This is a genomic window from Carnobacterium sp. (assembly GCF_045617425.1).
In the GTDB taxonomy this organism is placed as follows: Bacteria; Bacillota; Bacilli; order Lactobacillales; family Carnobacteriaceae; genus Carnobacterium_B.
On record NZ_JAZLIO010000006.1, the window covers coordinates 182032 to 205612 of the forward strand.

Below are 23581 nucleotides of genomic sequence, written 5' to 3' on the forward strand. Positions count from 1 at the left end.
ATGACACAATATCGATTTTGGAGTGGTTTACACACCATTGGCGGCAATATCATGGAAGTCCAAACAGACCAAGCCAGAGTCATATGCGACTTTGGCTTGAGCGTTGGTGGAGATACTGGACAGGTAGATGAAACTTTATCTGAACTGGAATTTCTCCTTGCGACTAACCAATTGCCTTCAATACCCTACCTCTATGAGACTGAGTCGTTCAAAAAAATAAAATTGGCATCTGTCAATGAATCAACTTTTAAGACAACACTATTTATCTCTCACTTGCATTTGGACCATATGGGGGGATTGCAATATTTACCAGAAGGAACTGTAGTTTACCTTTCTGAAGAAGCATACCGCTTGTATGATGTGTTAATTAGAGTCGGTGAAGAAAATCCCAGCAAAGCAGATATACGACTGTTTGATTTTGATACAGCAGTTCAAGTTGGCGATATTACAGTTACACCTAAATGGAGCGATCATGATTCAGTGGGTTGCAGTGCATTTTTTATTGAAACAAACGAATTGAAATTAATTCACTCTGGAGATGTTCGTTTAAATGGGGAACATCCTGAGCGAATCATTAAATGGGCAAATGACGCAAAGGTATGGAGTCCGGATGTGCTTCTTTTGGAAGGAACCTCTTTTAGCTTTGATGGTGAAAAAAAGCAAGCATCAGAAGAACCTGTTTCTGAAAAAGAACTGCTTCAAAAGTGGGGAGAATTGTTGCAAGATGATCCTGATTCGATCATTTTATATAATCCTTATATTCGGAATGTCGAGCGCATAAAATCAATTGCTGAAGAAACAGAATTATATGGACGTAAAATGGTTTTTGAATCGGCATATGCAGAAGTACTACATGCTTTTTATCCTGAAAAGAAATGGCGTATTCTGGAAAGTGATCAAATAGAAGTAAAAGAATATGTACAAGAAATAGTAACTTTACAAGATTTGACACAACATCCGTCACACTATGTTTTACAAAATAGCTATAAAAATAAAGAGACTGTGACTTATTTTAATAAAGGCATTTATGTCCATAGTAACGGGGAACCTCTAGGTGATTATGATAAGCGTTACGCAGAATTAGTGAACTTTTTAGATATGCACCACTATTCGTTTATCCAAATGGGGACTAGTGGACATGCTACTAAAGAAGACTTGCTTATAATTGCAAAAATAGTTAGCGCAAAACAAACGATTCCGTGGCATAGTTTTAAACCGGTAGCATTTCAACAGAGATTGATTGCAAATGGATTGGCCAGTTTTATTCCAGAAATAAACACGAACTACTTAGTGAAACAAAAGACTGAAATAGGTGTGACAGAGTAAAGTGCGGTTGGGAAAAATTGTATAGCTACCAATATTTCCAACCTATAGAGTAGGTGGAATAGTTAAATGCATCTCATTTTCACATGAAATTATAGTGTCAATCATAGTAAAAAAGGAGTGAAATCATAATCTCACTCCTTTTTTACTATGATTTTTTAAATACTATAACCATTGTTTATTAATATTGATATAAATAGATTTGACGACTTGTACCATTGCGATATAGGAGAGGACAATTAGTATCATCCATTTCCAATAAGTTTCTGGCAATGCTACAAAGTCAAAAAATGTTCCGAACGTGCTGCCTGGAATTAATATAGCAGCAACTACAACAGCAAGTGTTGAAAGTATTACACTCATGCTGGCTCTACTTTGGATAAATGGAATTTTTTTCGTTCTGATAACATGCACGACAACAGTTTGAGTAATCAAACCAATCACAAACCAACCGGTATGGAATAGTGCAGCATCTTGGACGGTATTAGCTTGGAAAATAAACCACATTAAGATAAAGGTAAGAATATCAAAAATAGAACTGATTGGACCAATACTAAATGTAAATTTCAATAAATCTGACGTTCCCCATTTAGCAGGTTTCATTAGGTCTTCAGGATCCATTTTATCCCAAGGAATTGTTAATTGCGCAACATCATAAATAAGATTTTGTACTAAGAGTTGAATCGAAAGCATAGGCAAGAATGGTAGAAAGGCACTGGCTACTAAGACACTAAACACATTTCCAAAGTTTGAACTGATCGTCATCTTGATGTATTTCATCATGTTTCCAAAAACAGTCCGACCTTCTAAAACGCCATCTTCTAAAACCGTCAAACTTTTTTCCAGCAGAATAATTGAACTGGCTTCTTTAGTAATATCAGCTGCAGTATCAACGGAGATACCTACATCAGCTGTTCTCAATGCTGGTGCATCATTGATTCCGTCGCCCATAAATCCAACAGTATGTCCTTTTTGTTGCACCAGCTCAATGATCCGAGCTTTTTGAGTGGGGTTTAATTTAGCAAAAAGATTCACTTCTTCTGTAGCGTTCATCAGTTCAGTATCTGTCATGGATTCAAGTTCTGTTCCAAGGATTGCTCGATCGACTTGGATTCCGACATCTTTGCAGATTTTTTGAGCAACAATTTCATTATCGCCAGTCAATACTTTTACATTCACACCATGTTCATGAAGCGATTTAATAGCTGTGATAGAGGATTGTTTTGGCGGATCTAAGAACCCCATGAAACCAACAAGGACCATATCAGACTCGTCTTTAATGGAATAGACAGCTGAATCATGGACGTTTTGTTTATACGCAACACCAAGAGCACGCATGCCTTCTTTATTCATCTGGATGCTAACTTCTTCCATCTTTTTTTGTAGCTCATAAGTTAATGGAATGATTTCGTTATTTAATTCTACATATTGACAAACTTTCAGCATTTCTTCAACGGCCCCTTTTGTGATCATCAATTGTTGATTACCGGTTTTAACAGCAACAGTTAGGCGTCGTCTTGAAAAATCAAAAGGGATTTCATCAATTTTCTCGATTTTTTCTAATTCATTTTCTTCACGATTCTCATTGAAGTACTCAATCACAGCATGATCCATCACATTTTTCCAACCTGTTTGGTAATTGGAATTCATATACGCTAATTCTAAAACACGATTACTTTCTTCACCAATTGGGTTAACATGTTGCACTAAAACAACTTTGTCTTCCGTTATGGTGCCAGTTTTATCAGTACACAAAACATCCATAGCGCCTAAGTTTTGAATGGCATTTAATTCTTTAACAATTACTTTTTTCTTAGACATCGTAATCGCACCTTTAGCAAGGTTGCTGGTAATAATCATTGGCAACATTTCTGGTGTCAGACCAACGGCTACGGCTATTGAGAAGAAGAATGCTTCGCTCCAATCTCCTTTTGAGATTCCATTAATCAAAAAGACAATAGGGACCATAACCAACATAAATCTGATCAATAATTTACTCACATTTTTTACTCCGCGGTCAAAACTCGTTTCGCCTCTAGACTTAGAAGATTGAGCAGCGATATCGCCAAAGAGAGTATCTTCACCAGTTTTCACAACAACAACTTTACCTTGGCCGCTTAAAACATCGGTACCCATAAACAGTAAATTAGGAAGATCTAAAGCGGTCAACTGTGAAATTTCTTTTTCTTTTTTCAGAGAAACATGCTTTTCAATGGGCATGGATTCACCAGTCATTGAAGATTGATTAACAAATAAATCCTTTGCCCAAATCAAACGAGAGTCTGCTGGGATCCAATCTCCAGTTGAAAGAGTGACAATATCACCAGGAACCACTTCATCGATTGGAATTTCTTTTGTTACGCCATCTCTAGTCACAGCGCAAGTCGTTTCAATCATTTCTTTTAAAGCTAAACTAGCTTTTTGAGAACGGTATTCTTGAATGAAATGAAGTCCAGCACTAAATAAAATCATCATAGCCATCACAATGCTGGCTTCAAAATCTTTAGTGGCAGCTGAAACGACTAATAAAAGAGTCAAAACATAAATAAAGGGGTCTTTAAATGCTTGAAACACTAATTGATACCAAGAAACAGGCTTTTGGGCTGCTACTTCATTTAGCCCAAATTCTTCTAAACGTTTTTTCGCTTCTTGACTGTTTAATCCTGACGCATTTGATTTCAGCTGTTTTAAAACAGCTTCTTCTTTGAGGTAACCTAATTCCTTCAATTGGTTGTTTTTAGATTTTTTTTCTGTATAAATAGACTTTTTTTTGTTTGTCATGATTATTTCCTCCTTTGTATTACCAGAAGAAATAAGATTTACTGCATGAGTTTCCTAACCAAGAATAGGCTCATGGCAGGCTTACTTATTCCTTCTTTTATTCTCCAAAAATCATCATCTGGACTATCATTACTGGAACTTTTTACCATACCGCTCACCTCACTTTCTTGATCAAACCATACACTACATAAAATGATAAGACAAAGCTTCAAAATTAGGATTAAAACCTTTTTGTAAAGAAAAAAACAAAAAAAGCATATACTCTATTCAACGATAGAGTATATGCTTGAATGTCCATTCCAAATAAACGATTCCATAATTAGCTAAAGTTTTTTTTCATATCAAAAAACTTTAACCATCTCCATCGTTGAGTTTTAGCACTATATGGCGTAGATTGTCCATCAGCTACATTAAAAATAACCTTAATTCGATTATTCCTGTTGACCCATTGGTGTCTCTCGACGTTTTTGGGCAGCAGCGTGTGTCCATATAGGAGCCTCACCTAACAGAAGTCTTATTCATTTCATAATCTATGCTAGCTCAAAGATTTTTAGAAGTCAAGTTACTCTATTATTTTGATAAGGATACTTATGGAAATTATTTTATTTGTTAATATCACAAAGATACTTAAAAAGAACTTAAGATTAGAATTAGGATTTTATATAACAATAAAAAAAGACCAAAGAAAATTTCCAATTCGGAAACTTCTTTGGCCTTTCTCGTTTTCAACTAATTAATTTTTAACACTAGCACGACTTAAGTCAAACTCTACACCAACTGAATTCAAGATGATTCCTTCAATAGCAGGATTACGGAGTTGCGTTTCGGCTTCTTGGTACAAAGGAATGAAGGCAAAGTCGTCAGTTATGGCTTTATGAGCTTGTTGGAGAGCTTCCCAACGTTTTTCATCATCATTTGCATTTGTTGTTTTCGCTTGGTCGATCAAAGCATCATAATCGCTATTTGCATATCCACCTTCGTTATAAGGAGAATCGCTGTATAGCAGGTCCATAAAGTTGATGGCATCCGCGAAGTCAGCACCCCATCCAGTAAGTAAGATATCAAAATCACGAGTATCAGCTAGTGCAAGACGGTTCTTCTTAGGTACATTACGTAACTCAACAGAGATACCAGGCAAATTGTTTTGAATTTGACCTTGGATGTATTGACTGATTTGTTTGCTCTTTTCATCATCGTCTCCAACAAAAGATAGAGAGATACTGTCTACGCCTAATTCAGCTTTGGCTTCTTCCCATAGCTCTTGAGCACGCTCTGTATCATAAGATAAGAAGGTTCCTGCTTCTTCAGTAAAATCTTCACCAGTAGCTGGATCAGCTACAAAGTCAGCTGGCAAAAATCCGCCGATTTCAGTTGAACCATCTGCTAAAACAGTATTCACTAAATCATCTGTATTGATGACTAGTCCTAAAGCTTCTCTTAATTTTTCGTTTTGTAAGTATTCATTATCCCAGTTGAATTCCAAGTATGAGGTTCTAGCTTTCTTTTGAACGACAACATTTTCGTCCTCAGCGAATTGCTTAACAATCTCACCGGTTAATTGAGCGTTATCTGCTTGACCACCTTCAAATAAATTAACAGCAGTACTTGTTTCTTTTACAACTTGAACATTCACAGCGTTTAACGTTACTTCATCAGCAGCATAGTAATCGTCATTTTTTACTAAGTCCCAAGTTAGTCCCGTGCCATCCCAATTTTCTAATGTGAATGGACCATTAGCGAGCAAGGCTTCACTAGAAGTTCCGTAATTATCTCCTTGTTCTTCAACAAAGGCTTCATTTTGAGGGAAGAAAGCCGTAAAAGCTAACAAGAATTCAAAGTAAGGCGTTGGTTGCGTTAAGTTAAACGTAATCTCATGATCGCCATTAGCTGTAACACCAAGTTCATTGACATCTGCTTCACCAGCCATGATTTCAGGTGCATTTTCAATCGTTTCTGCTAGATAACTATAAGAAGCTCCAGTATCAGGATCGACTAATTTTTGCATAGCGTATACGAAATCATTTGCTGTAACAGGATCGCCATTAGACCAAACAGCATCGTCACGAAGCGTATACGTATACGTAAGTCCATCTTCTGAGATTACGCCTTCGTCAGCTGCAATAGCAGGGACAGGATTTCCTTCTTCATCGATACGTAATAATCCTTCAATAACATGTCCTAAATAATTGGAACTATTGATATCAGTGATTAAAGCTGTATCCATGGTAGATAACTCTGTAGGGGCAGTATAATTAACGGCCTGTTCCCCAGAGGTAGAACCTGAAGAATCACCGCTCGTTGAATTTGAAGAATCTCCATTTCCACCGCACGCAGTTAATAAAAAGGCGGTACTCATTGTAGCTGCTAATTTATATGATGTTCTCACTGTAAACACTCCTTAATCTAATTTAATTAATCTTATTTTAATAGGATAACACGTTTATGCAAAAAAATGTATGGTTTTGGCTAAAAATCCACACATTTCTGAATAAAAAGTAGAATATAATACGAATAAAGGATTTCGCTTAATTTTTTTGCAAAAAAAAGAACCTTCTTACAAGTTATCGCAAATCAACGATAAGCTATAAAGGAGGCTCCATTTCTAAGATAGAGGTTGCTACTGACTAAGTTTTTTTGATGAATTGCTCTTTGCAGTGTGGGCATTTGATACTGATTTTTCCTTTGTTTCTCGGTACGCGTAATTTTTTATGACAGTTTGGACAAGCGTAATACTTATAAACTTTTCGTTGCAGAAATTTATTTCGCTTTTGGTTCCAACTCCTAGTAAATTGACGAGTGGATGCTAAAAATTTTTGGTTTTCCTGATACCGTTTTGTTCGATTGTGAGAAAAAGTCCGATAGTAACCAAGAATAATAGCTGCCCAACCGAGTAAGCCAATGACTGACCAATTGAATAAGTTAGCTAAGACAACAATAGCAAGTCCCCCATAAAGCAAATAGGTTGAAAGTTTATCTACTCCATATCTGCCGATCATAAATTTTTGAATGTAAGTTTTGAGTTTTTTCATTTACTAGTGTCTCCTTTTTCTCTTTGTTCCATAAGATTAGCATTAAATAGTGTAACATGTTGAACAGCATTCAGCGACCGTCTTTAGTCTGAGTTTATAAAAAAGAGTTGTCAAAGTATAAAAACGATAAGATACTCCAGGAAATTATTAGATTGTTTTTCTAACATACATGGGTTCATCAGGCTTTACATTAAGGAATAAAACGCTTACGATTTAAGTAATAAATAAAGATAAGGTAGTAAGTGGAGGCGTAAAAATGAACTTAGTAGAGGTAAAAGGCTTAACTAAACGATTTGGAAAATTTACTGCTTTAAAAAACATCGATTTCACTGTAAAAAAAGGTGAAATCTACGGGTTTATTGGTCCCAATGGTGCCGGAAAATCTACAACTATTCGTGTTTTACTTGGGATGTTGAAACCAAGTGAAGGTCAAGTCACAATTTTTGGGCAAGACGCTTGGAAAGATGCTGTAGAAGTTCATAAACGGGTAGCATATGTTTCAGGTGAAGCAAATCTATGGCCTAATTTAACTGGTGGAGAAGTAATTGATTTATTCTTAGCTATGCGCGGAAATGGAAATCAGAACCGGCGTGATGAATTGATTCAGCTGTTTGAACTAGACCCGTCAAAAAAATGCCGCACCTATTCGAAAGGAAATCGACAAAAAATAGCCTTGATTGCTGCATTTGCTTCTGAAGCGGAACTCTATATTCTTGATGAGCCAACTGCGGGTTTAGATCCATTGATGGAGCGTATTTTTCAAGAACTTGTTTTAGAGATGAAACAACAAGGTAAGAGTGTATTGTTGTCTAGCCATATTCTGTCCGAAGTTGAAAAGCTGTGTGATCGGGTAGCCATTATTCGTGAAGGTGAAATTATTGAAACAGGAACATTAGCTGAGATGCGTCATTTGACTCGAACAAAATTGACTGTTGAAACAAGTGAACCTTTGATGAATTTATTCGAGCTAGAAGGTGTGCATGACGTTGTCCAGACAAATAAGGGATGGGTCTTTCAAGTAGACAGCGATGAACTCGCAAAAGTTATTCGTCATATCAGTCAATTTGGTGTTTTGAAACTGGAAAGTGCTCCTCCGACTTTGGAAGATTTATTTATACGCTACTACAAAGGGGACAGCCAGGAACAAAGTGGCTTAAAAGGGAGTGTCTAACGATGATTGTTCAGCAATTCAAAGGAACAGGTCAGGTCATGCGATTGCTTTTTCGACAAAATGGAGTAAAAATCGGTTTATGGTTAACTGGTTTGATCGGTGTTTCAATCGCTACAGTAACAGCTTATACAACCATTTATACTGGCCAAAAAGAGATCATAGAATTTGGTTTAACGATGCAAAATCCAGCTATGATAGCCATGCTAGGATCACTTTATGAAGTGGATACGTTTAATTTAGGGACAGTTTTCGCAAGTGAAATGTTATTATTTTCAGCTGTCGCAGCTAGCGTGATGAATATCTTAATAGTCAGTTCCAGTACGAGGATGGATGAAGAAGAAGGGCGACTGGAAATGGTTCTAGGGTTGCCTGTTGGACGGTTAGCATATTTAGCTGCAACAATTAATGTGATGGTTATCGTAAACAGTCTATTGTTTATGATTCTGACGTTAAGTTTAGGGTTATTTAACCATGAAGTGTTTAATGTAGAATCTACTTTGCTATATGGTGGTATCCTGGCAAGTACTGGATTATTTTTTGCAGGCGTTACAGCCGTTGCAGCACAATTAACTGAAACATCTAGAGGTGCTACAGGAATTTCGTTTACTGTACTAATAGCTGCTTACATCATAAGAGCTATTGGAGATGTCAGCAGTGAAATGCTGTCACTTGTTTCTCCATTAGGTTGGACTGTTCGAACAGTGGTATTTGTCGACAATGACTGGTGGCCAGTTAGTGCGTTAATTAGTGGAATGGTTATTTTATTCGTGAGTGCGTTCTATTTAAATCAGCAAAGGGATATTAACGCCGGGTTATTACCTGAACGTAAAGGAAGAAGGTACGCTTCGAATACTTTAAAAAGTCAATTTGGGTTAACATGGCGATTGGAAAAAGGAACGATCATTTCATGGGCTATTGGTATCTTTTTAATGAGTACTGCTTTTGGTTCGATTTTAGGCGATTTAGAAGCATACTTCTCAGACTTTGAATTGGTTCAAGTTATTTTAGCAGATGACTTAAGTGATTCTATGACTAAACAGTTTATTACATTATTGGTGGGGATTATGTCTGGCTTTTCCGCTGTTCCAACAGTATCGGTCTTTTTAAAACTGAAAAAAGAAGAAAGAATGAGCCGAACGGAAAACTTTTATAGTCGAGCGATTTCTCGAAATAAAGTGATGGGAAGCTATTATACATTAGCATTTTTAACAGCTGTACTGATGCAATTGTTGATTGGATTAGGGTTGTATGCTTCGGCAAGTCAAGTCATAAAGACAACTATTGGTGCAGGAACTGTTATCGCTTCGGGGCTGGTCTATATCCCAGCGATTTTAGTAGTATTAGGTTTAACAACAGTACTTGTAGGAGCTTTTCCCAAGAGAACAGGTTTGATTTGGATCTATGTAACTTTTGTCATTTTGGTCGTTTATCTTGGCAATTTACTCGAATTTCCAGAGTGGATAAAAAACATTTCTGCTTTTCATCATATCCCTCAACTGCCAAATGAAGAAATTGCTTGGTCCCCATTAATTAGTTTAAGTGTAGTAGGAATTGCTCTTTCTGTGATAGGGTTTGTAAGTTACAACAAAAGGGATATTTACTGACGTATAAAACAATTTGAAAGATTGATAAAAATTCATCTTAGTTATTGACAGGTATGCAAGCAGTCTGTTACTATTTATTTAGATTAAAAAACAATGAATTTTAAATGATAAAAAGACTTTGATAAGGAAAGTACGTCAGAAAATAGTTTTTAGAAAGCCCGGATGATGGAAAAGGGTAATGATAGTTCTGATGGAAAATGGCCTTTGAGTTGAGCAGTCGAGTGAGAGTTTCTTTTAGACTGTTACGGTAAGCATCCGTTATCTAGTGCATCAGTTTACGATCTTTCATTTGTGAGATTGTGTACTGAATAAGGTGAAAATAGCGATATTTTTATAAACTAAGGTGGTAACACGGAATTTAAATGTCCGTCCTTTCTAGTCGAAAGACTAAGATTGGACGGGCATTTTTTTGTTGTATAAATGAAATGGGGGAATAGTAATGAAGAAATGGACATTGTGGATAAGTATTTTATTGGCAACAGGATTATTGATTGGATGTGGTACACAAGCAGAAGGAAATAACGGCTCAGATACCTCAGAAACCACAAAAATTGTACAAGAAACAGGTGTTGGAGTAAGTGCTGAAATCACGACACTGGATACCACTCAAGCTACCGACCGCAATACTTTTACCGTTATTGAGCAAATATTTGAAGGGTTGTACCGTTTCAATGCTGAAGATGAGCTTGAGTTAGCTCTTGCAGCAGAACCGGCAATTATTAGTGAGGATGGCTTAACTTATACGTTTAAGTTAAGAGAAGATGCAAAATGGTCAAATGGAACACCTGTAACTGCTAATGATTTTGTTTATGCTTGGGGGAAAATGGTGAATCCAGAATCATTGTCACCTAACGCTTATTTATTTGAAAATATTAAAAATGGTTCTGAAATTGTTAATGGAGATAAAAAACTGAGTGAGTTTGGCGTTTCAGCAGTGTCAGACTATGAATTAAAAGTGGAGTTAGAAGTTCCAAGACCTAATTTTTTGAGCCTATTAGCAATCGGATGGTTCTTCCCACAAAATGAGAAGTTTGTGGAATTGCAAGGTGACAATTACGGACAAGATACGGATTCTATCCTTTACAACGGGCCATTTACGCTAGTTGATTGGAAAGATGGTGCGACTAGTTGGGCGTATGAAAAAAATGAATCCTATTATGATAAAGATGAAGTTGCTTTGGACAGAGTGAATGTTGCTGTGGTAAAAGAAGTTTCTACAGGATTGAATCTTTACGAGACGGGTGAGGTGGATGTCGTTACATTAACAGGAGACTATGCCAGACAATTCGAAACCCATGAGAATCTGATCCGTAAACAAGAATTAGCATTACAATACTTAACTTACAATGCCTCAGAAAATAGTCCACTAAAGAATGAACATTTGAGAAAAGCAATTGCTTTATCTATTGATAGAAAAGAACTAACTGAAAATGTACTTGAAGATGGATCAGAACCTCTGGGTGGTTTAATACCACAAAAATTATTAACAAATCCTGAGACTGATGAAGATTTCCGTACAGATAATGGCTCTTTTAATGATTACGATTCTGAAAAGGCTAAAGCAGAATGGAGCTTGGCACAAGATGAATTAGGCGATACACTAGAACTTGAATTATTGACAAATGATGATGCAACTTCTAAGAAAGTTGGGACTTATATCCAAAGTGAAGTTCAAAAACATCTCTCAGGGATAACAGTCACAATTAGGAGTGTACCAAGTAACGTTGCAAAAACGGAGCGGACTTCTGGCAATTATGACTTTTCAATAGCGGGATGGATAGCCGGAGATTTAGATCCAACAGGTTTCTTTATTTTATTGGAGACAGATAGTCCCTATAACTATGGTTCTTATCAAAATGACGAGTACCAAGCTTTAATAGATGAAAGCAAAACAACATATGCTAATGATTCTACTGTAAGGTACACCAATTTTTTGGAAGCAGAAAAAATTCTGATGGATACAGCTGCTTTCCAACCTTTGTATCAACGTACAACGAATTACTTGCAACGCCCTACAGTCCAAGGATTGGAAAGTCATCTGTTAGGATCTGATTTCACTTTCAGAAATGCCACGATTATAGAGTAATTAATAGCAAAACAATTGGTTATTGTCAAAGATAGGAAGATGAAAAAAAGTGGTCTTCCTCTGTAAGAATTTCTAAAGTTACATATGAATGTTTCAATGGATTATTTTAAATCTATTATTCTTTATATAAATAAAAAAAGAGTGATGTGCAGAAGTTTAGCTGCATATCACTCTTTTTTATTACGCTGAAACAGATTCAGAAAGACTCTCTACAGCCTTCATAGCTTCCAGAATAGTTTCTTTGGTTACACCAGGCACAGCTAAGTTGAATGTCTCTTTATCAGAGGCAGCAAATTCAGCAACCTTTTTTGCTTTTTTTGAAAAATCAGTCTTTACGTCAAAGTCGGAAAAACGATGTGGGAAATGATTTGACTCGAAAAATGGTAATAAGTTCCTTACTTCTTTTTCGTCTCCGGAAGCCCATAGTTGAACTAAAATGCCATAAGCAACTTTTATACCATGCTCAAAAGTATGCGTTTCTTGAATAAGCGACATTCCGTTATGCATAGCATGTGCACCAGCCATCCGGCCATATTATCCTGCAAATCCGCCAACGGTACCCGCGATAGCTACAACACTTTCAGCAACTCTTTTGAAGGCACTTGTTACTTCATGATTTTCTAAATTTGTTAAAGCTTCTGTACTATCTTTTAATAATAATTCTTGAGTTACTTTCGCAGTTTTTAAACCCACTTGGACCATAGCAGGTAAATCGCCATCAATATGTCGAGTAATGCCTTCTGCTTCATACCATTTTGCCAATGTATCTCCAATTCCACCCATAAAATATTTTTTAGGCGATTCTACTAATAAATCTAGATCCATCAAACAAAGAAAGGCTGCTTTTTCATAGTAATCGACTACTTTGAAAGTATGATCAGGATGATACACGGCTGAAAGGGGAGTATAAGCCGAACAAGTTCCTAATACCGTTGGAATAGTTACATATTCTACTTTTAATAGTTCAGCGGTACCTTTAGCCGTATCTAAAGCACGTCCACCACCGATTCCTACCACACAGTCCGTTCCCTTTATTAATGAAGAAAGACGATCCATGTCTTCATGTGAAGCTGATCCATCATAATAAAATACTGGTAAATCCAAAGAACCAGAATAATGTTTTTTAAAAGCATTATAAGACTGTTCACCTGTAATAATAACAGGATTAGTAAAAGAAGTTAATTTTTGATCTAAATAGTTTAAGGTACCGGAATTACAAAAAAATTGGCCAGGACCTGGACGAACAACTTGACTTAAACGCATAATAAATTCCTTCTTTCTTTAGTATAATGATTAAACTCGGTAGAGGAGGGATAGGTTTTTCTAAATGATTTTTCTTATAAAGCATTTTTTCTATTGCATCATGTCTATAAAAAAGATAAAAAGGACAACCATTCATTAAATGAATGGGTGGCCTAAGTCCCATTCAGCCAAACAAGCTTGAATAGGATTTAAACGACTGCAAAAAATGGCAGTGTCTAAATCCTGATTCTAATAATAATAGCTGTTTGATTGAATGAATATATCATGGAATGACATCCTCTCATGGGTTAGTGAAGCTAGGATAACACTGCAAAATTAGTAAGTCAACACTAAAATTTAATCGTTTTATAATCTGATTTTTAATAGAATTTGTGTATTAGAAATAAATTTAACTAATACACTAAAAAATAAAAAAAGAATAGAATGCAAAACAAAAATTGATACACTTAGAAGTGTATCAATTTTTGTTTGTGTATCATTTATAAATACTGATTTACTAGTGTTTCAAACGATACACTAAAGTTGGCATAGAAATTGCATATAGTAAGTGATGGACAAATCAATAATCTTGTTGGAAAATCTAAACGCTATCATGTTTAGATAAAGGGTATTGAAAGGTGGCGGTGTTGTAGCTTTAAGAGTTGTGTTTTTCAAGTGAAATAAAACTAAAAAAACATGATGAAGAAGTGATTCTGTTAGTTTCGTCTCATCAGAAACATAGAAATAAAATATTTAGGAGGTAGAAATATGGTAGGAATTATACTAGCAAGCCATGGCGAATTTGCTGAAGGCATCTTGCAATCTGGCGCAATGATTTTTGGAGAACAAGAAAATGTTAAAGCTATTACCTTAATGCCAAGCGAAGGACCAGAAGACGTTAAAGCAAAAATGAAAACTGCAATCGCTTCGTTTGATGATCAAGATGAAGTATTGTTCTTAGTTGATTTATGGGGTGGAACTCCATTTAATCAAGCAAACACTTTGTTTGAAGAACATAAAGAGAAGTGGGCAATCGTTGCCGGGTTAAATTTACCAATGGTAATTGAAGCTTATGCATCTCGTCTTTCAATGAATTCAGCTCAAGAAATTGCAGCACATATCATTGAAACAGCAAAAGAGGGTGTGAGAATCAGACCTGAAGAGTTGGAACCTGTATCAACAACTGCAGGTGCAACTGCTGAACCGGTACAAGGTTCGATCCCACCAGGAACAGTAGTTGGCGATGGTAAAATCAAAATAGTTCTAACACGTGTAGACTCTCGTTTACTACATGGTCAAGTAGCTACAGCATGGACAAAATCTGTGTTACCAAGCCGTATTATTATCGTTTCAGACGCTGTTGCTAAAGATGAACTTCGTAAGAAATTAATCGAACAAGCAGCACCACCAGGAGTTAAAGCTAACGTTGTTCCAATCAGTAAAATGATTGAAATTGCTAAAGATCCTCGTTTTGGAGGCACAAAAGCATTATTATTATTCGAAAATCCACAAGATGTTATTAGAGTTATGGATGGCGGCGTAGACATTAAAGAAGTTAACGTTGGTTCTATGGCGCACTCAGTGGGTAAAGTGGTTGTAAGTAAAGTTCTTTCAATGGGACAAGAAGATGTAAAAGCTTTTGAAGAGATGAAAGCAAAAGGCGTTAAATTTGATGTACGTAAAGTACCAAATGATTCACGTGCCAACATGGAAGACATTCTTAAAAAAGCAAAAAATGAATTAGCACGCGCATAATGAAATAATAAAATAATATTAAATTAAATAGGAGGCCTATTATGTCTATAATATCAATTATTCTAGTAATTCTTGTTGCATTTCTAGCCGGTATCGAAGGAATCTTAGACGAATTCCAATTTCATCAACCATTAGTGGCATGTACATTAATCGGTTTAGTAACAGGTAATTTAACAGCTTGTATCATTCTTGGCGGAACACTTCAAATGATCGCTCTTGGTTGGGCAAACATTGGAGCAGCCGTAGCACCAGATGCTGCATTAGCATCAGTTGCATCAGCAATCATTTTAGTATTAGGTGGACAAGGAGCAGCTGGAGTTCCAGCAGCAATCGCAGTTGCGGTTCCACTTGCAGTAGCAGGACTTTTCTTAACAATGGTTGTTCGTACATTAGCTGTACCTATCGTACATTTAATGGACAGCGCAGCTGAAGATGGCAATTTCAAAAGAATCGAACTGTTGCATATGGCTGCCGTAGCTATGCAAGGGATTCGTATTGCGATTCCAGCAGCAGCTCTTTTATTCATCCCAGCACAAACAGTTCAATCATTCTTAGAATCTATGCCAGCTTGGTTAACTGACGGTATGGCAATCGGTGGTGGAATGGTCGTTGCGGTTGGTTATGCATTAGTTATCAACATGATGGCAACAAAAGAAGTATGGCCGTTCTTTATTATCGGTTTCGTAGTAGCAGCAATTTCTCAATTAACTCTTATTGCTCTTGGAGCATTAGGCGTAGCTTTAGCTCTTATTTACTTGAACCTTTCTAAAATGGGTGGTTCTTCAAATGGTGGCGGAAGTAACTCTGGTGACCCGCTTGGCGATATCTTAAACGATTATTAATCCTGAAGGAGGAGAAGAGACATGGCAGAAAAAATTCAGTTAACTAAAAAAGATCGCTTAGCCGTAGCATGGCGCTCTACGTTCATTCAAGGTTCTTGGAACTACGAACGTATGCAAAATGGTGGTTGGGCTTATGCAATGATTCCAGCAATTAAAAAATTATACACTACTAAAGAGGATCGCTCATTAGCGTTAAAACGTCATTTAGAATTCTTTAACACTCACCCATACATTGCTTCACCAATTCTTGGAGTTACTTTAGCTCTTGAAGAAGAACGTGCAAACGGAGCTCCAGTTGATGATGTAGCAATTCAAGGGGTAAAAGTTGGTATGATGGGTCCTTTGGCCGGTGTTGGTGACCCAGTGTTCTGGTTTACAGTACGTCCGATGTTAGGTGCTCTTGGAGCATCATTAGCAATGGGTGGAAGTATCCTTGGACCAATCATTTTCTTCGTAGCTTGGAACTTAATTCGTTGGGGATTCATGTGGTACACACAAGAATTCGGTTATAAAGCCGGTTCTAAAATCACAGAAGATCTTTCAGGTGGATTATTACAAGATATTACAAAAGGTGCATCAATTCTAGGTATGTTCGTATTAGCTGCTTTAGTGCAGCGGTGGGTTTCAATCAGTTTCCAACCGGTTGTTTCCAGAGTTCAACTAGATGAAGGAGCATACATCAAATGGGATGAACTTCCAATGGGTGGCGAAGGAATTCGTCAAGCCTTTGAACAAGTCAACTCAGGATTGGCGCTTTCACCTATAAAAGTAACAACTTTACAAAACAACTTGGATCAATTGATTCCAGGATTAGCTGCATTGGCTTTAACAATGTTCTGTATGTGGTTGCTTAAGAAAAAAGTTAGTCCAATCGTTATTATTCTTGGCTTATTCGTAGTCGGAATCGGTGGACATTTAATCGGACTTTTATAAGATCAACTAAAAAGTCGTTTAAAATCTCTGAATCACTACTAATTCGCAATAAAAAGTGGCTGGGATCATCTCAGTCACTTTTTTTATTGCTCTAAGCACTTAAAACAACGTATAATAATGAAAAGATGATAAATGAAATGGAGCAGATAGAATGGTTGAATCAATTAATACAAAAGTAGATTTAGTAATAGATGCCACTGCTTTTACAGGATTAACGGATTATGGGAAAATTATGATTGGGGATAAGGGATTTGAGTTCTTTAATTCTCGCGACAAACGTAAATTTGTTCAAATTCCTTGGGAAGAAGTAGAGAACGTTATTGCTTCTGTAATGTTTAAAGGGAAATGGATACCACGTTATGCTATTGAAACAAAAAGATCTGGTACGTTTACCTTTTCATCTAAGGATCCTAAGAAAGTTCTTCGAGCTATCCAAGTATATGTAGATCCAAGTCATATGGTCCATTCCTTAAGCTTCTTTGAGGTTATAAAACGTGCATTTAAATCGATTGGGAAAAAGAAAACGAAGATTAGAAAAACTAAGAAAAAGAAATAATAATGCTAAGTTAATTGTGATTTAAAAAGTATTACGTAAGTCTAGAAGTCTATAATTCTAGACTTTTTTTGTATAAGAATGTTATTGATCCAATCATTGTTGTGTAAAGTAAGTAGATTATAATTAATTAACTCATGGATATGATAAAATAAATGTTGAGGAATTATTAGTTTAAGGGTGAAATAGAGTTGTTTTAAAATTGGAGAGATGGCCGTATCTGACTTATTTTTTAACCATGGTGCCGCGAGTAAAGGAGACTGTCCTGCTTTCACTGAAGATGGAGACATTCAAGTTCAGCAACTGTTTCCAGATGAAACATTACCTGGATATGATGCTTTTGAAGTACATGCCTTGGGAGGTGTAGTATTTTATACAGCTCTTTTAGGGATTACAAGCTATTATGAAACCCTAAAAACACAGGCCACTACAGAAGGATTTCATAATATAGTAAATACAGACTATTCTATGCACAAATATTTATTAGGAGATAATGGAGCAATCTATGAGTTGATTGGAACAGTGGGAGAAATAGCAAATTTCAGTGCAGGTTATAGTGAATATGTTTATGACGGGATCACTAAGCTAAAGGCTGAATCAGTTGGAAATTTTATTTTTAAAGTTTCAGATAATATAGATGCACAGGAAGAATGGGTACGTATACTGACAGAAAATTAGAAGAAATAAAAATTATAGTCTTTTAACAAATAATTAAATACTAAGATAATCCTTGCAGAACACTAATGTATTAATCTTGAGAGAGTTTTTTTGCAAAAAAGACACTTTTAAATATTAAATAGGTACCTAATATGTGAATAAGTTAAATTAGCAATAAAAGATTGACTTATTAGGTTATTCACCTAATATAAAACTGAGGTGAATATAATGTTAAAGAAAAAATTAGTAGATTATTTAGAAAACCAAACAGCCTTCTTTGATTCACTTAATGTAAGCGATATTTTTACAGCTAAAAGGATGGCTGAAGAATTTGGAATAAAAAGAAATACTGTTAGTCATTACTTAAGTCAACTAAATGAACAAGAGATTATTGTCAAAATTAATACACGTCCTGTTTATTTTTTACACAAAGAAGCTTTTGAAAATCAATTTTATTTTTTATCTAAAACTGTTTACAATAGCTTAGAAGAAGTAAAAAAAGAAAAACCTTTATTCTACAAAAAAAATGATTTATTCTCGTTACTAATTGGAAACAATGCAAGTCTGTCTCGTAGTATTGAACAGTTAAAGACTGCCATCTATTATCCTGATAATGGTTTGCCGGTTTTGCTGACAGGTGAAAGTGGGACGGGAAAAAGTTATATGGTGAAGATTATTCACCAATTTTGCTTGGCTAATGATTTAATCGAAGAAGAAGTCCCTTTGGTTACTATGAATTGTGCACAATACGCCAATAACCCAGAGTTGTTAACGAGTCAGTTATTTGGTCACGTTAAAGGTGCGTATACAGGAGCAGATGAAAATCGTAAAGGAGCATTTGAAGAATCGGATGGTGGAATATTATTTTTAGATGAAGTTCATCGTTTGAATGCAGAAGGACAGGAAAAATTATTTACCTATTTAGATCAAGGAATTATTTATCGGATGGGTGAACCGAATAATCCACGAAAAGTTAAAACACGTTTATTCTTTGCCACAACAGAAGATCTTTCTAGTAGCTTTTTAACAACGTTTATTCGCCGGATTCCGGTACAAATTGAATTGCCTGCTTTAAGTTCTCGTACACAAAACGAACGTTTAGAAATGGTGTATGATTTTTTAATTAAAGAGCAGCGAAAAATAAAAAATCCATTATTAGTCAGCGGTCAAGTATTGCATTTATTAAAAAATGGGACATATAAAGGTAATATTGGCGAACTAAAAAATGTGATAAAAGTAACTGTAGCAAATGCGTTTTCTCTACAAAGAGAAGAGTCAGAAGTAAAAATTGCCATACATCATTTGTCACCAGATTTTCTATCTCAGACTGTACTTAACACAAGTGCAGTCGTGGAAGAAAGTGTGCTGATTGATGAGTCAACAACGGTAGAAAACTTAATTATTCAAAAAAACCCTGATCAACAAAGAATCATTCATACCTACGAAAAGTTATTAGTTGCATTCAGTACTCATCGATCAAATTTAACTGGAGCAGAAGAAAGTATGAAACAAGAAGTAGATAATTTATTTAATTTCTTGATTTTTGAAACAGATAGGGAACAAAAACAAGAATTACTTTTATTTATGACCCAATATGTACGCGATACATTAAAGCAGATGGAGACTTCTTATCAAATTACGTTTAATGGAAATACAGTTTATGCCATTAGTTACTATCTTTTCCAACGCAGTAGTGTCCGATGGCAGCCGGAAAGTACTGAATTAATTCGTTTAATTAAGGAATTCAAAGAAAAAGTAGCACAGACATATACTACACAGTTTCAATATATCGAACGGATTCTTATTTTAATTCAACCTAAATTAGATATTGAAGTATCGGATATGGACAAGATATTGCTTACACTCTATCTTAATCGACTAGGAGTATCCCGAGAATCTATATCCGCTAAAGCTATTATTGTAGCTCATGGTTACGCTACAGCCAGTAGTATTGCAAATGTTGCCAACAATATGTTAGGGAAAAATATTTTTGAATCGTTTGATATGCCACTTGATACTACGCCACAAAAAATTGCTGAAGAAATTGTTGATTATTCAGAGAAAAATGATATCAGTAATGGCTTAGTTATTTTAGTTGATATGGGTTCATTAAAAGAAATTTATGAATATTTTCCACAACAATTGATAACTCCTATTATGATCATGAATAATGTCACAACACCTTTAGCACTTGCTGTTGGAGAAAATATTCAAAAAGAACTGAGTCTTGCTGATGTAGCAGTCCACTCGGCAAGTTATCTCAAACAGGATTGGAAATTAATCTATCCTCAAGAAAATAAAATTAAGGCTTTGCTGACGACTTGTTTTACAGGAATTGGAACGGCAAAACAAATTAGTCAATTATTAGAAGAAAGTTTGCCAGCAACAAGCCATTTAAAAGTAATACCTTATGATTATGAAACATTGCATAATCATAAAAAGAAAGAACCGGTCTTTTCGTTATATGATGTTGTTGGTATTATCGGAACCGCTAATCCGGCAATCAATGATATTCCATATCTTTCTCTTGAAGAATTAATTTCTGGAAAAGGAACGCAACATCTTTCTGATTGGCTAAAAAAAGTCATGACTCAAGAAGAAAATGAACAATTTAATAATCGTATGATTCGTAATTTTTCATTAAAAAAAGTTATTGATTCGGTTACCATTCTCGATAGTGATAAAGTCATGTACGAAGTTGAATTGTTTATGCGCATATTTGAAGAACTAACAGAACAGCAAATTGCGAATGAGAGTAAACTTGCTTTGTACATTCATATTAGTTGTTTAATTGAACGGCTAATCCGTAATGAGACAATTGAAAACTATAGTTGGGAAAGGTTTACAAATCAGTGTCAAAAAGAACAGCTAAAAAAAATCAAAGAAGCGTTTAGTGTCATAGAGAAAAACTACAGTGTCAAGATTCCTGATTCTGAATTAGCTTATATCCATGATATCATTTTCCAAAAACTTGATGTATCACTAACTGAAGAAGAATTTTAATAATCACAAAGAGCGTGCCACTATATTTGGCACGCTCTTTGCATATATATAGATATAAGAGAGGTGAAAAAAGGTGGAAAGAAAATTAATTTTAGCCAGTCATGGAAATTTTGCATCGGGAATTTTAAGTTCATTAGAACTAATTTGTGGTAAAAACGATAAAATCACAACTATTGATACTTATATGACAGCTGATTACAATTTAATCGAAGAAATAAAAGTACTTATGGACTTAAACAAAGAAAATGAATTGATTGTTGTAACCGATATTTTTGGCGGTAGTATAAATAATGAATTTTTAAACTATATTTATACCCCAAATTTTTATTTAGTTGCAGGAATGAATTTACCGTTATTAATCGAATTAATGACCCGATTGGAATTCGCTGATTCAATTCCGGAAATGATTAAACAGTCATTAGTTAATTCAACATCGACAATTCAATTTTGTAATGAAACGATTCAAAATAAAACTGAAGAAGAAGAATTTTAAAGGAGGCAAATAACATGCTTAAATTATTACGTGTAGATCATCGCTTATTACACGGCCAAGTAGCTTTTTCATGGACACAAAATATAGGTGCAGATTGTATTTTAATTGCTAATGACGATGTTCCACAAAATGATATCCGTAAAACAACGATTAAGTTAGCTAAACCACAAGGTGTAAAGTTAGTTATAAAAAGTATCGAAGACTCTATTCAAGCTTTAAAAAGCGGCGTAACAGATAAATACAAATTGTTTATTGTTGTGGAATCAGTAAAAGATGCAAAGAGATTAGCAGAAGCTTACCCAGAAATCCAACAAATCAATTTAGGAGGTATAAAGGTACGTGAAGGTACAAGAAATATTTCTAAAGCGATTAATATTACGCTTGAAGAAGAAGAGTTGATAAAAGAATTAGTCGATAAAGGAATTGAAGTCGAAATTCGTCAAGTACCAACAGATAAAAAAGTTGCTGCATTAAATGCTCTTTAAAAGAAAGGAAGAAAATAGATGATCATGCATGCTGTCCTTCTGGGAATTGTGGCTTTTATTGCCCAATCTGAATATGCTTTAGGAACTTCATTATTATCTCGTCCAATTGTGACGGGTTTGTTTACTGGAATTGTATTAGGTGATATTAATACTGGTATTATCATGGGAGCTACTTTAGAGTTAGCTTTCATTGGTTCATTCTCAGTAGGTGCTTCAATACCACCAGATGTTGTAACAGGTGGTATTTTAGGAACTGCTTTTGCTATTACGGCTGGTGCTGGTACTGAAACTGCTCTATTATTAGGACTTCCAATTGCTACATTGACGTTGATTTTTAAAAATGTTTATTTAGGGTTATTGATTCCAATTATGAATAACAAAGCAGATCGCTACGCAAGTGAAGGGAATTATAAAGGCGTTGAACGGATGCATTTAACTGCAGGATTTGGTTTATCTTTAATGCTTGCTTTAATTGTTGGAATTTCTTTTTCAGTAGGAAGCAATACAATCAAAGGCTTATTGGATATGATTCCTGAATTTGTCCAACATGGGTTATCTGTTGCTACTGGTATTATCCCAGCACTAGGATTCGCAATGTTAGCTCGCCTATTAATTAATAAAGCGGTGGCACCGTATTTCTTCTTAGGGTTTATTGTTGCAGCATACTTAAATATTCCGGTTACTGGAATTGCTGTTTTTGGTGCAATCATAGCGGTCATTGTTGTAAATATTATGAACTTTAGAAAAGGACAAACTGACGGAGTACAAACAATAAATGGGGAGGTTATCGACGATGACGAAGACTTCTAAGTCAAAAGAAGAGAACAGGATAACAAAAAAAGATTTAAATAAAGTATTCTGGCGCTCTTTCCAAATGGAATTCTCTTGGAACTATGAGCGTCAAATGAATATGGCATATGCTTATGCGATGATCCCAATTTTAAAAAAATTATATAAGACTAAAGATGAAATGTCTGGTGCTTTAAAACGCCACTTAGAATTTTTTAATACAACACCTCATATTGTTACGTTAATTCTTGGAATTAACGCAGCAATGGAAGAAGAAAATACGTTGGATGAAAAATTTGATGTAAAGACAATCGATAGTATCAAAACATCTTTAATGGGCCCTTTAGCGGGTATTGGGGATTCATTTTTCTGGGGTACCTTACGTTTAATTGCGACTGGTATTGGAACATCATTAGCATTACAAGGAAACATTTTAGGACCCATCTTATTTCTATTGATTTTTAATGTACCTCACCTTATTTTACGGTATTTATTTACTAATTGGGGTTATAAATTGGGAACCGGATTCTTAAAGAAAATACAAAGCAATGGAATGATGGATAGTTTAACTTTAGGGGCTTCAATTATTGGTTTAATGGTTGTTGGTGCTATGACAGCAACATTAATCGACATTACTATTCCGCTTTCAATTGGTACTGGAGATGGTGCAGTAACTGTACAAAGTATTTTTGATAATATTATGCCAGGATTATTACCTTTAGGAGCATTTGGAATCGTCTTTTATTTATTGAAAAAAGAGGTTAAGCCATTAATGATTTTAGGTGGAATGGCTGTTGTAGGTATCTTAGGATCTTGGATTGGAATTTTTTAGGAG

17 protein-coding genes, 1 pseudogene, 1 riboswitch and 1 other annotated feature are annotated in these 23581 nt (G+C 35.3%); of the genes and pseudogenes, 14 read left to right on the forward strand and 4 right to left on the reverse strand.

The features are described 5' to 3' along the window. The gene (locus ACKI3H_RS03070; RefSeq protein WP_407370812.1) at positions 1–1326 is read left to right on the forward strand and encodes an MBL fold metallo-hydrolase; all 1326 of its coding nucleotides are present in this window, start codon (positions 1–3) and stop codon (positions 1324–1326) included. A 162-nt stretch (positions 1327–1488) separates the two neighbouring features. Here ACKI3H_RS03070 and mgtA read toward each other — a convergent pair whose 3' ends face one another. The 3 genes from mgtA to ACKI3H_RS03085 form a co-directional block, all read right to left on the reverse strand. After that, positions 1489–4104 carry a magnesium-translocating P-type ATPase gene (gene mgtA / locus ACKI3H_RS03075; RefSeq protein WP_407370813.1) on the reverse strand — a complete coding sequence of 872 codons (2616 nt, stop codon included), beginning with the start codon at positions 4102–4104 and terminating at the stop codon, positions 1489–1491. 353 nt (positions 4105–4457) lie between these two features. Further along, a riboswitch (M-box (ykoK) riboswitch) is annotated at positions 4458–4621 on the reverse strand. 216 nt (positions 4622–4837) lie between these two features. Then, positions 4838–6490: a peptide ABC transporter substrate-binding protein gene (locus ACKI3H_RS03080; RefSeq protein WP_407370814.1), complete on the reverse strand. Its 1653-nt coding sequence runs from the start codon at positions 6488–6490 to the stop codon at positions 4838–4840. A 238-nt stretch (positions 6491–6728) separates the two neighbouring features. Next, positions 6729–7133 (reverse strand): hypothetical protein, encoded by a 405-nt coding sequence (locus tag ACKI3H_RS03085; protein ID WP_407370815.1) that lies wholly within the window; start codon positions 7131–7133, stop codon positions 6729–6731. Positions 7134–7389: 256 nt separating this feature from the next. Here ACKI3H_RS03085 and ACKI3H_RS03090 point away from each other — a divergent pair, with 256 nt between their 5' ends. The 3 genes from ACKI3H_RS03090 to ACKI3H_RS03100 all read left to right on the forward strand — a co-directional run bounded on the left by ACKI3H_RS03090 (position 7390) and on the right by ACKI3H_RS03100 (position 11994). After that, a complete protein-coding gene (locus ACKI3H_RS03090) occupies positions 7390–8304 on the forward strand; it encodes an ATP-binding cassette domain-containing protein (protein WP_407370816.1) in 915 nt (304 codons plus the stop codon). 2 nt (positions 8305–8306) lie between these two features. After that, the gene (locus ACKI3H_RS03095) at positions 8307–9908 is read left to right on the forward strand and encodes an ABC transporter permease (protein ID WP_407370817.1); all 1602 of its coding nucleotides are present in this window, start codon (positions 8307–8309) and stop codon (positions 9906–9908) included. Positions 9909–10017: 109 nt separating this feature from the next. Then, positions 10018–10285: a binding site (T-box leader), on the forward strand. A 62-nt stretch (positions 10286–10347) separates the two neighbouring features. Further along, a complete protein-coding gene (locus ACKI3H_RS03100) occupies positions 10348–11994 on the forward strand; it encodes a peptide ABC transporter substrate-binding protein (RefSeq protein ID WP_407370818.1) in 1647 nt (548 codons plus the stop codon). 180 nt (positions 11995–12174) lie between these two features. Here the strand turns inward: ACKI3H_RS03100 and ACKI3H_RS03105 are convergent. Beyond that, positions 12175–13257: pseudogene (locus ACKI3H_RS03105) on the reverse strand (iron-containing alcohol dehydrogenase family protein). A 747-nt stretch (positions 13258–14004) separates the two neighbouring features. Between ACKI3H_RS03105 and ACKI3H_RS03110 the strand changes: the two are divergent. From ACKI3H_RS03110 to ACKI3H_RS03155, 10 genes are all read left to right on the forward strand, one after another. Next, positions 14005–14991 (forward strand): mannose/fructose/sorbose PTS transporter subunit IIA, encoded by a 987-nt coding sequence (locus ACKI3H_RS03110; RefSeq protein ID WP_407370819.1) that lies wholly within the window; start codon positions 14005–14007, stop codon positions 14989–14991. 41 nt (positions 14992–15032) lie between these two features. Next, on the forward strand, positions 15033–15833 hold the full coding sequence (locus ACKI3H_RS03115; protein WP_407370820.1) for a PTS mannose/fructose/sorbose transporter subunit IIC: 801 nt from the start codon (positions 15033–15035) through the stop codon (positions 15831–15833). A 21-nt stretch (positions 15834–15854) separates the two neighbouring features. Next, positions 15855–16766, forward strand: coding sequence for a PTS system mannose/fructose/sorbose family transporter subunit IID (locus ACKI3H_RS03120; protein ID WP_407370821.1), 912 nt, complete (start codon positions 15855–15857; stop codon positions 16764–16766). A 151-nt stretch (positions 16767–16917) separates the two neighbouring features. Continuing rightward, a complete protein-coding gene (locus ACKI3H_RS03125) occupies positions 16918–17322 on the forward strand; it encodes a DUF956 family protein (RefSeq protein WP_407370822.1) in 405 nt (134 codons plus the stop codon). 207 nt (positions 17323–17529) lie between these two features. Continuing rightward, positions 17530–17997 (forward strand): hypothetical protein, encoded by a 468-nt coding sequence (locus ACKI3H_RS03130; protein ID WP_407370823.1) that lies wholly within the window; start codon positions 17530–17532, stop codon positions 17995–17997. A 207-nt stretch (positions 17998–18204) separates the two neighbouring features. Next, positions 18205–20979 (forward strand): sigma 54-interacting transcriptional regulator, encoded by a 2775-nt coding sequence (locus tag ACKI3H_RS03135; RefSeq protein ID WP_407370824.1) that lies wholly within the window; start codon positions 18205–18207, stop codon positions 20977–20979. Positions 20980–21052: 73 nt separating this feature from the next. Next, positions 21053–21472, forward strand: a complete 420-nt coding sequence (locus ACKI3H_RS03140) for a PTS sugar transporter subunit IIA (RefSeq protein WP_407370825.1) — start codon at positions 21053–21055, stop codon at positions 21470–21472. 14 nt (positions 21473–21486) lie between these two features. Beyond that, complete coding sequence (locus ACKI3H_RS03145; RefSeq protein WP_407370826.1) at positions 21487–21957, forward strand: PTS sugar transporter subunit IIB; 471 nt, start codon at positions 21487–21489, stop codon at positions 21955–21957. An 18-nt stretch (positions 21958–21975) separates the two neighbouring features. Continuing rightward, positions 21976–22767 (forward strand): PTS mannose/fructose/sorbose/N-acetylgalactosamine transporter subunit IIC, encoded by a 792-nt coding sequence (locus ACKI3H_RS03150; protein ID WP_407370827.1) that lies wholly within the window; start codon positions 21976–21978, stop codon positions 22765–22767. Further along, complete coding sequence (locus tag ACKI3H_RS03155; RefSeq protein ID WP_407370828.1) at positions 22751–23578, forward strand: PTS system mannose/fructose/sorbose family transporter subunit IID; 828 nt, start codon at positions 22751–22753, stop codon at positions 23576–23578. Before ACKI3H_RS03150 ends, ACKI3H_RS03155 begins: the two co-directional genes overlap by 17 nt. Positions 23579–23581 lie beyond the last annotated feature (3 nt).

What these genes read in the sequence shown, in the direction of transcription:
- ACKI3H_RS03070 (WP_407370812.1), top strand. Translation starts at nt 1, where the DNA reads ATGACACAATATCGATTTTGGAGTGGTTTACACACCATTGGCGGCAAT.
- mgtA (WP_407370813.1), bottom strand. Translation starts at nt 4,104, where the DNA reads ATGACAAACAAAAAAAAGTCTATTTATACAGAAAAAAAATCTAAAAAC.
- ACKI3H_RS03085 (WP_407370815.1), bottom strand. Translation starts at nt 7,133, where the DNA reads ATGAAAAAACTCAAAACTTACATTCAAAAATTTATGATCGGCAGATAT.
- ACKI3H_RS03090 (WP_407370816.1), top strand. Translation starts at nt 7,390, where the DNA reads ATGAACTTAGTAGAGGTAAAAGGCTTAACTAAACGATTTGGAAAATTT.
- ACKI3H_RS03095 (WP_407370817.1), top strand. Translation starts at nt 8,307, where the DNA reads ATGATTGTTCAGCAATTCAAAGGAACAGGTCAGGTCATGCGATTGCTT.
- ACKI3H_RS03100 (WP_407370818.1), top strand. Translation starts at nt 10,348, where the DNA reads ATGAAGAAATGGACATTGTGGATAAGTATTTTATTGGCAACAGGATTA.
- ACKI3H_RS03110 (WP_407370819.1), top strand. Translation starts at nt 14,005, where the DNA reads ATGGTAGGAATTATACTAGCAAGCCATGGCGAATTTGCTGAAGGCATC.
- ACKI3H_RS03115 (WP_407370820.1), top strand. Translation starts at nt 15,033, where the DNA reads ATGTCTATAATATCAATTATTCTAGTAATTCTTGTTGCATTTCTAGCC.
- ACKI3H_RS03120 (WP_407370821.1), top strand. Translation starts at nt 15,855, where the DNA reads ATGGCAGAAAAAATTCAGTTAACTAAAAAAGATCGCTTAGCCGTAGCA.
- ACKI3H_RS03125 (WP_407370822.1), top strand. Translation starts at nt 16,918, where the DNA reads ATGGTTGAATCAATTAATACAAAAGTAGATTTAGTAATAGATGCCACT.
- ACKI3H_RS03130 (WP_407370823.1), top strand. Translation starts at nt 17,530, where the DNA reads ATGGCCGTATCTGACTTATTTTTTAACCATGGTGCCGCGAGTAAAGGA.
- ACKI3H_RS03135 (WP_407370824.1), top strand. Translation starts at nt 18,205, where the DNA reads ATGTTAAAGAAAAAATTAGTAGATTATTTAGAAAACCAAACAGCCTTC.
- ACKI3H_RS03145 (WP_407370826.1), top strand. Translation starts at nt 21,487, where the DNA reads ATGCTTAAATTATTACGTGTAGATCATCGCTTATTACACGGCCAAGTA.
- ACKI3H_RS03150 (WP_407370827.1), top strand. Translation starts at nt 21,976, where the DNA reads ATGATCATGCATGCTGTCCTTCTGGGAATTGTGGCTTTTATTGCCCAA.
- ACKI3H_RS03155 (WP_407370828.1), top strand. Translation starts at nt 22,751, where the DNA reads ATGACGAAGACTTCTAAGTCAAAAGAAGAGAACAGGATAACAAAAAAA.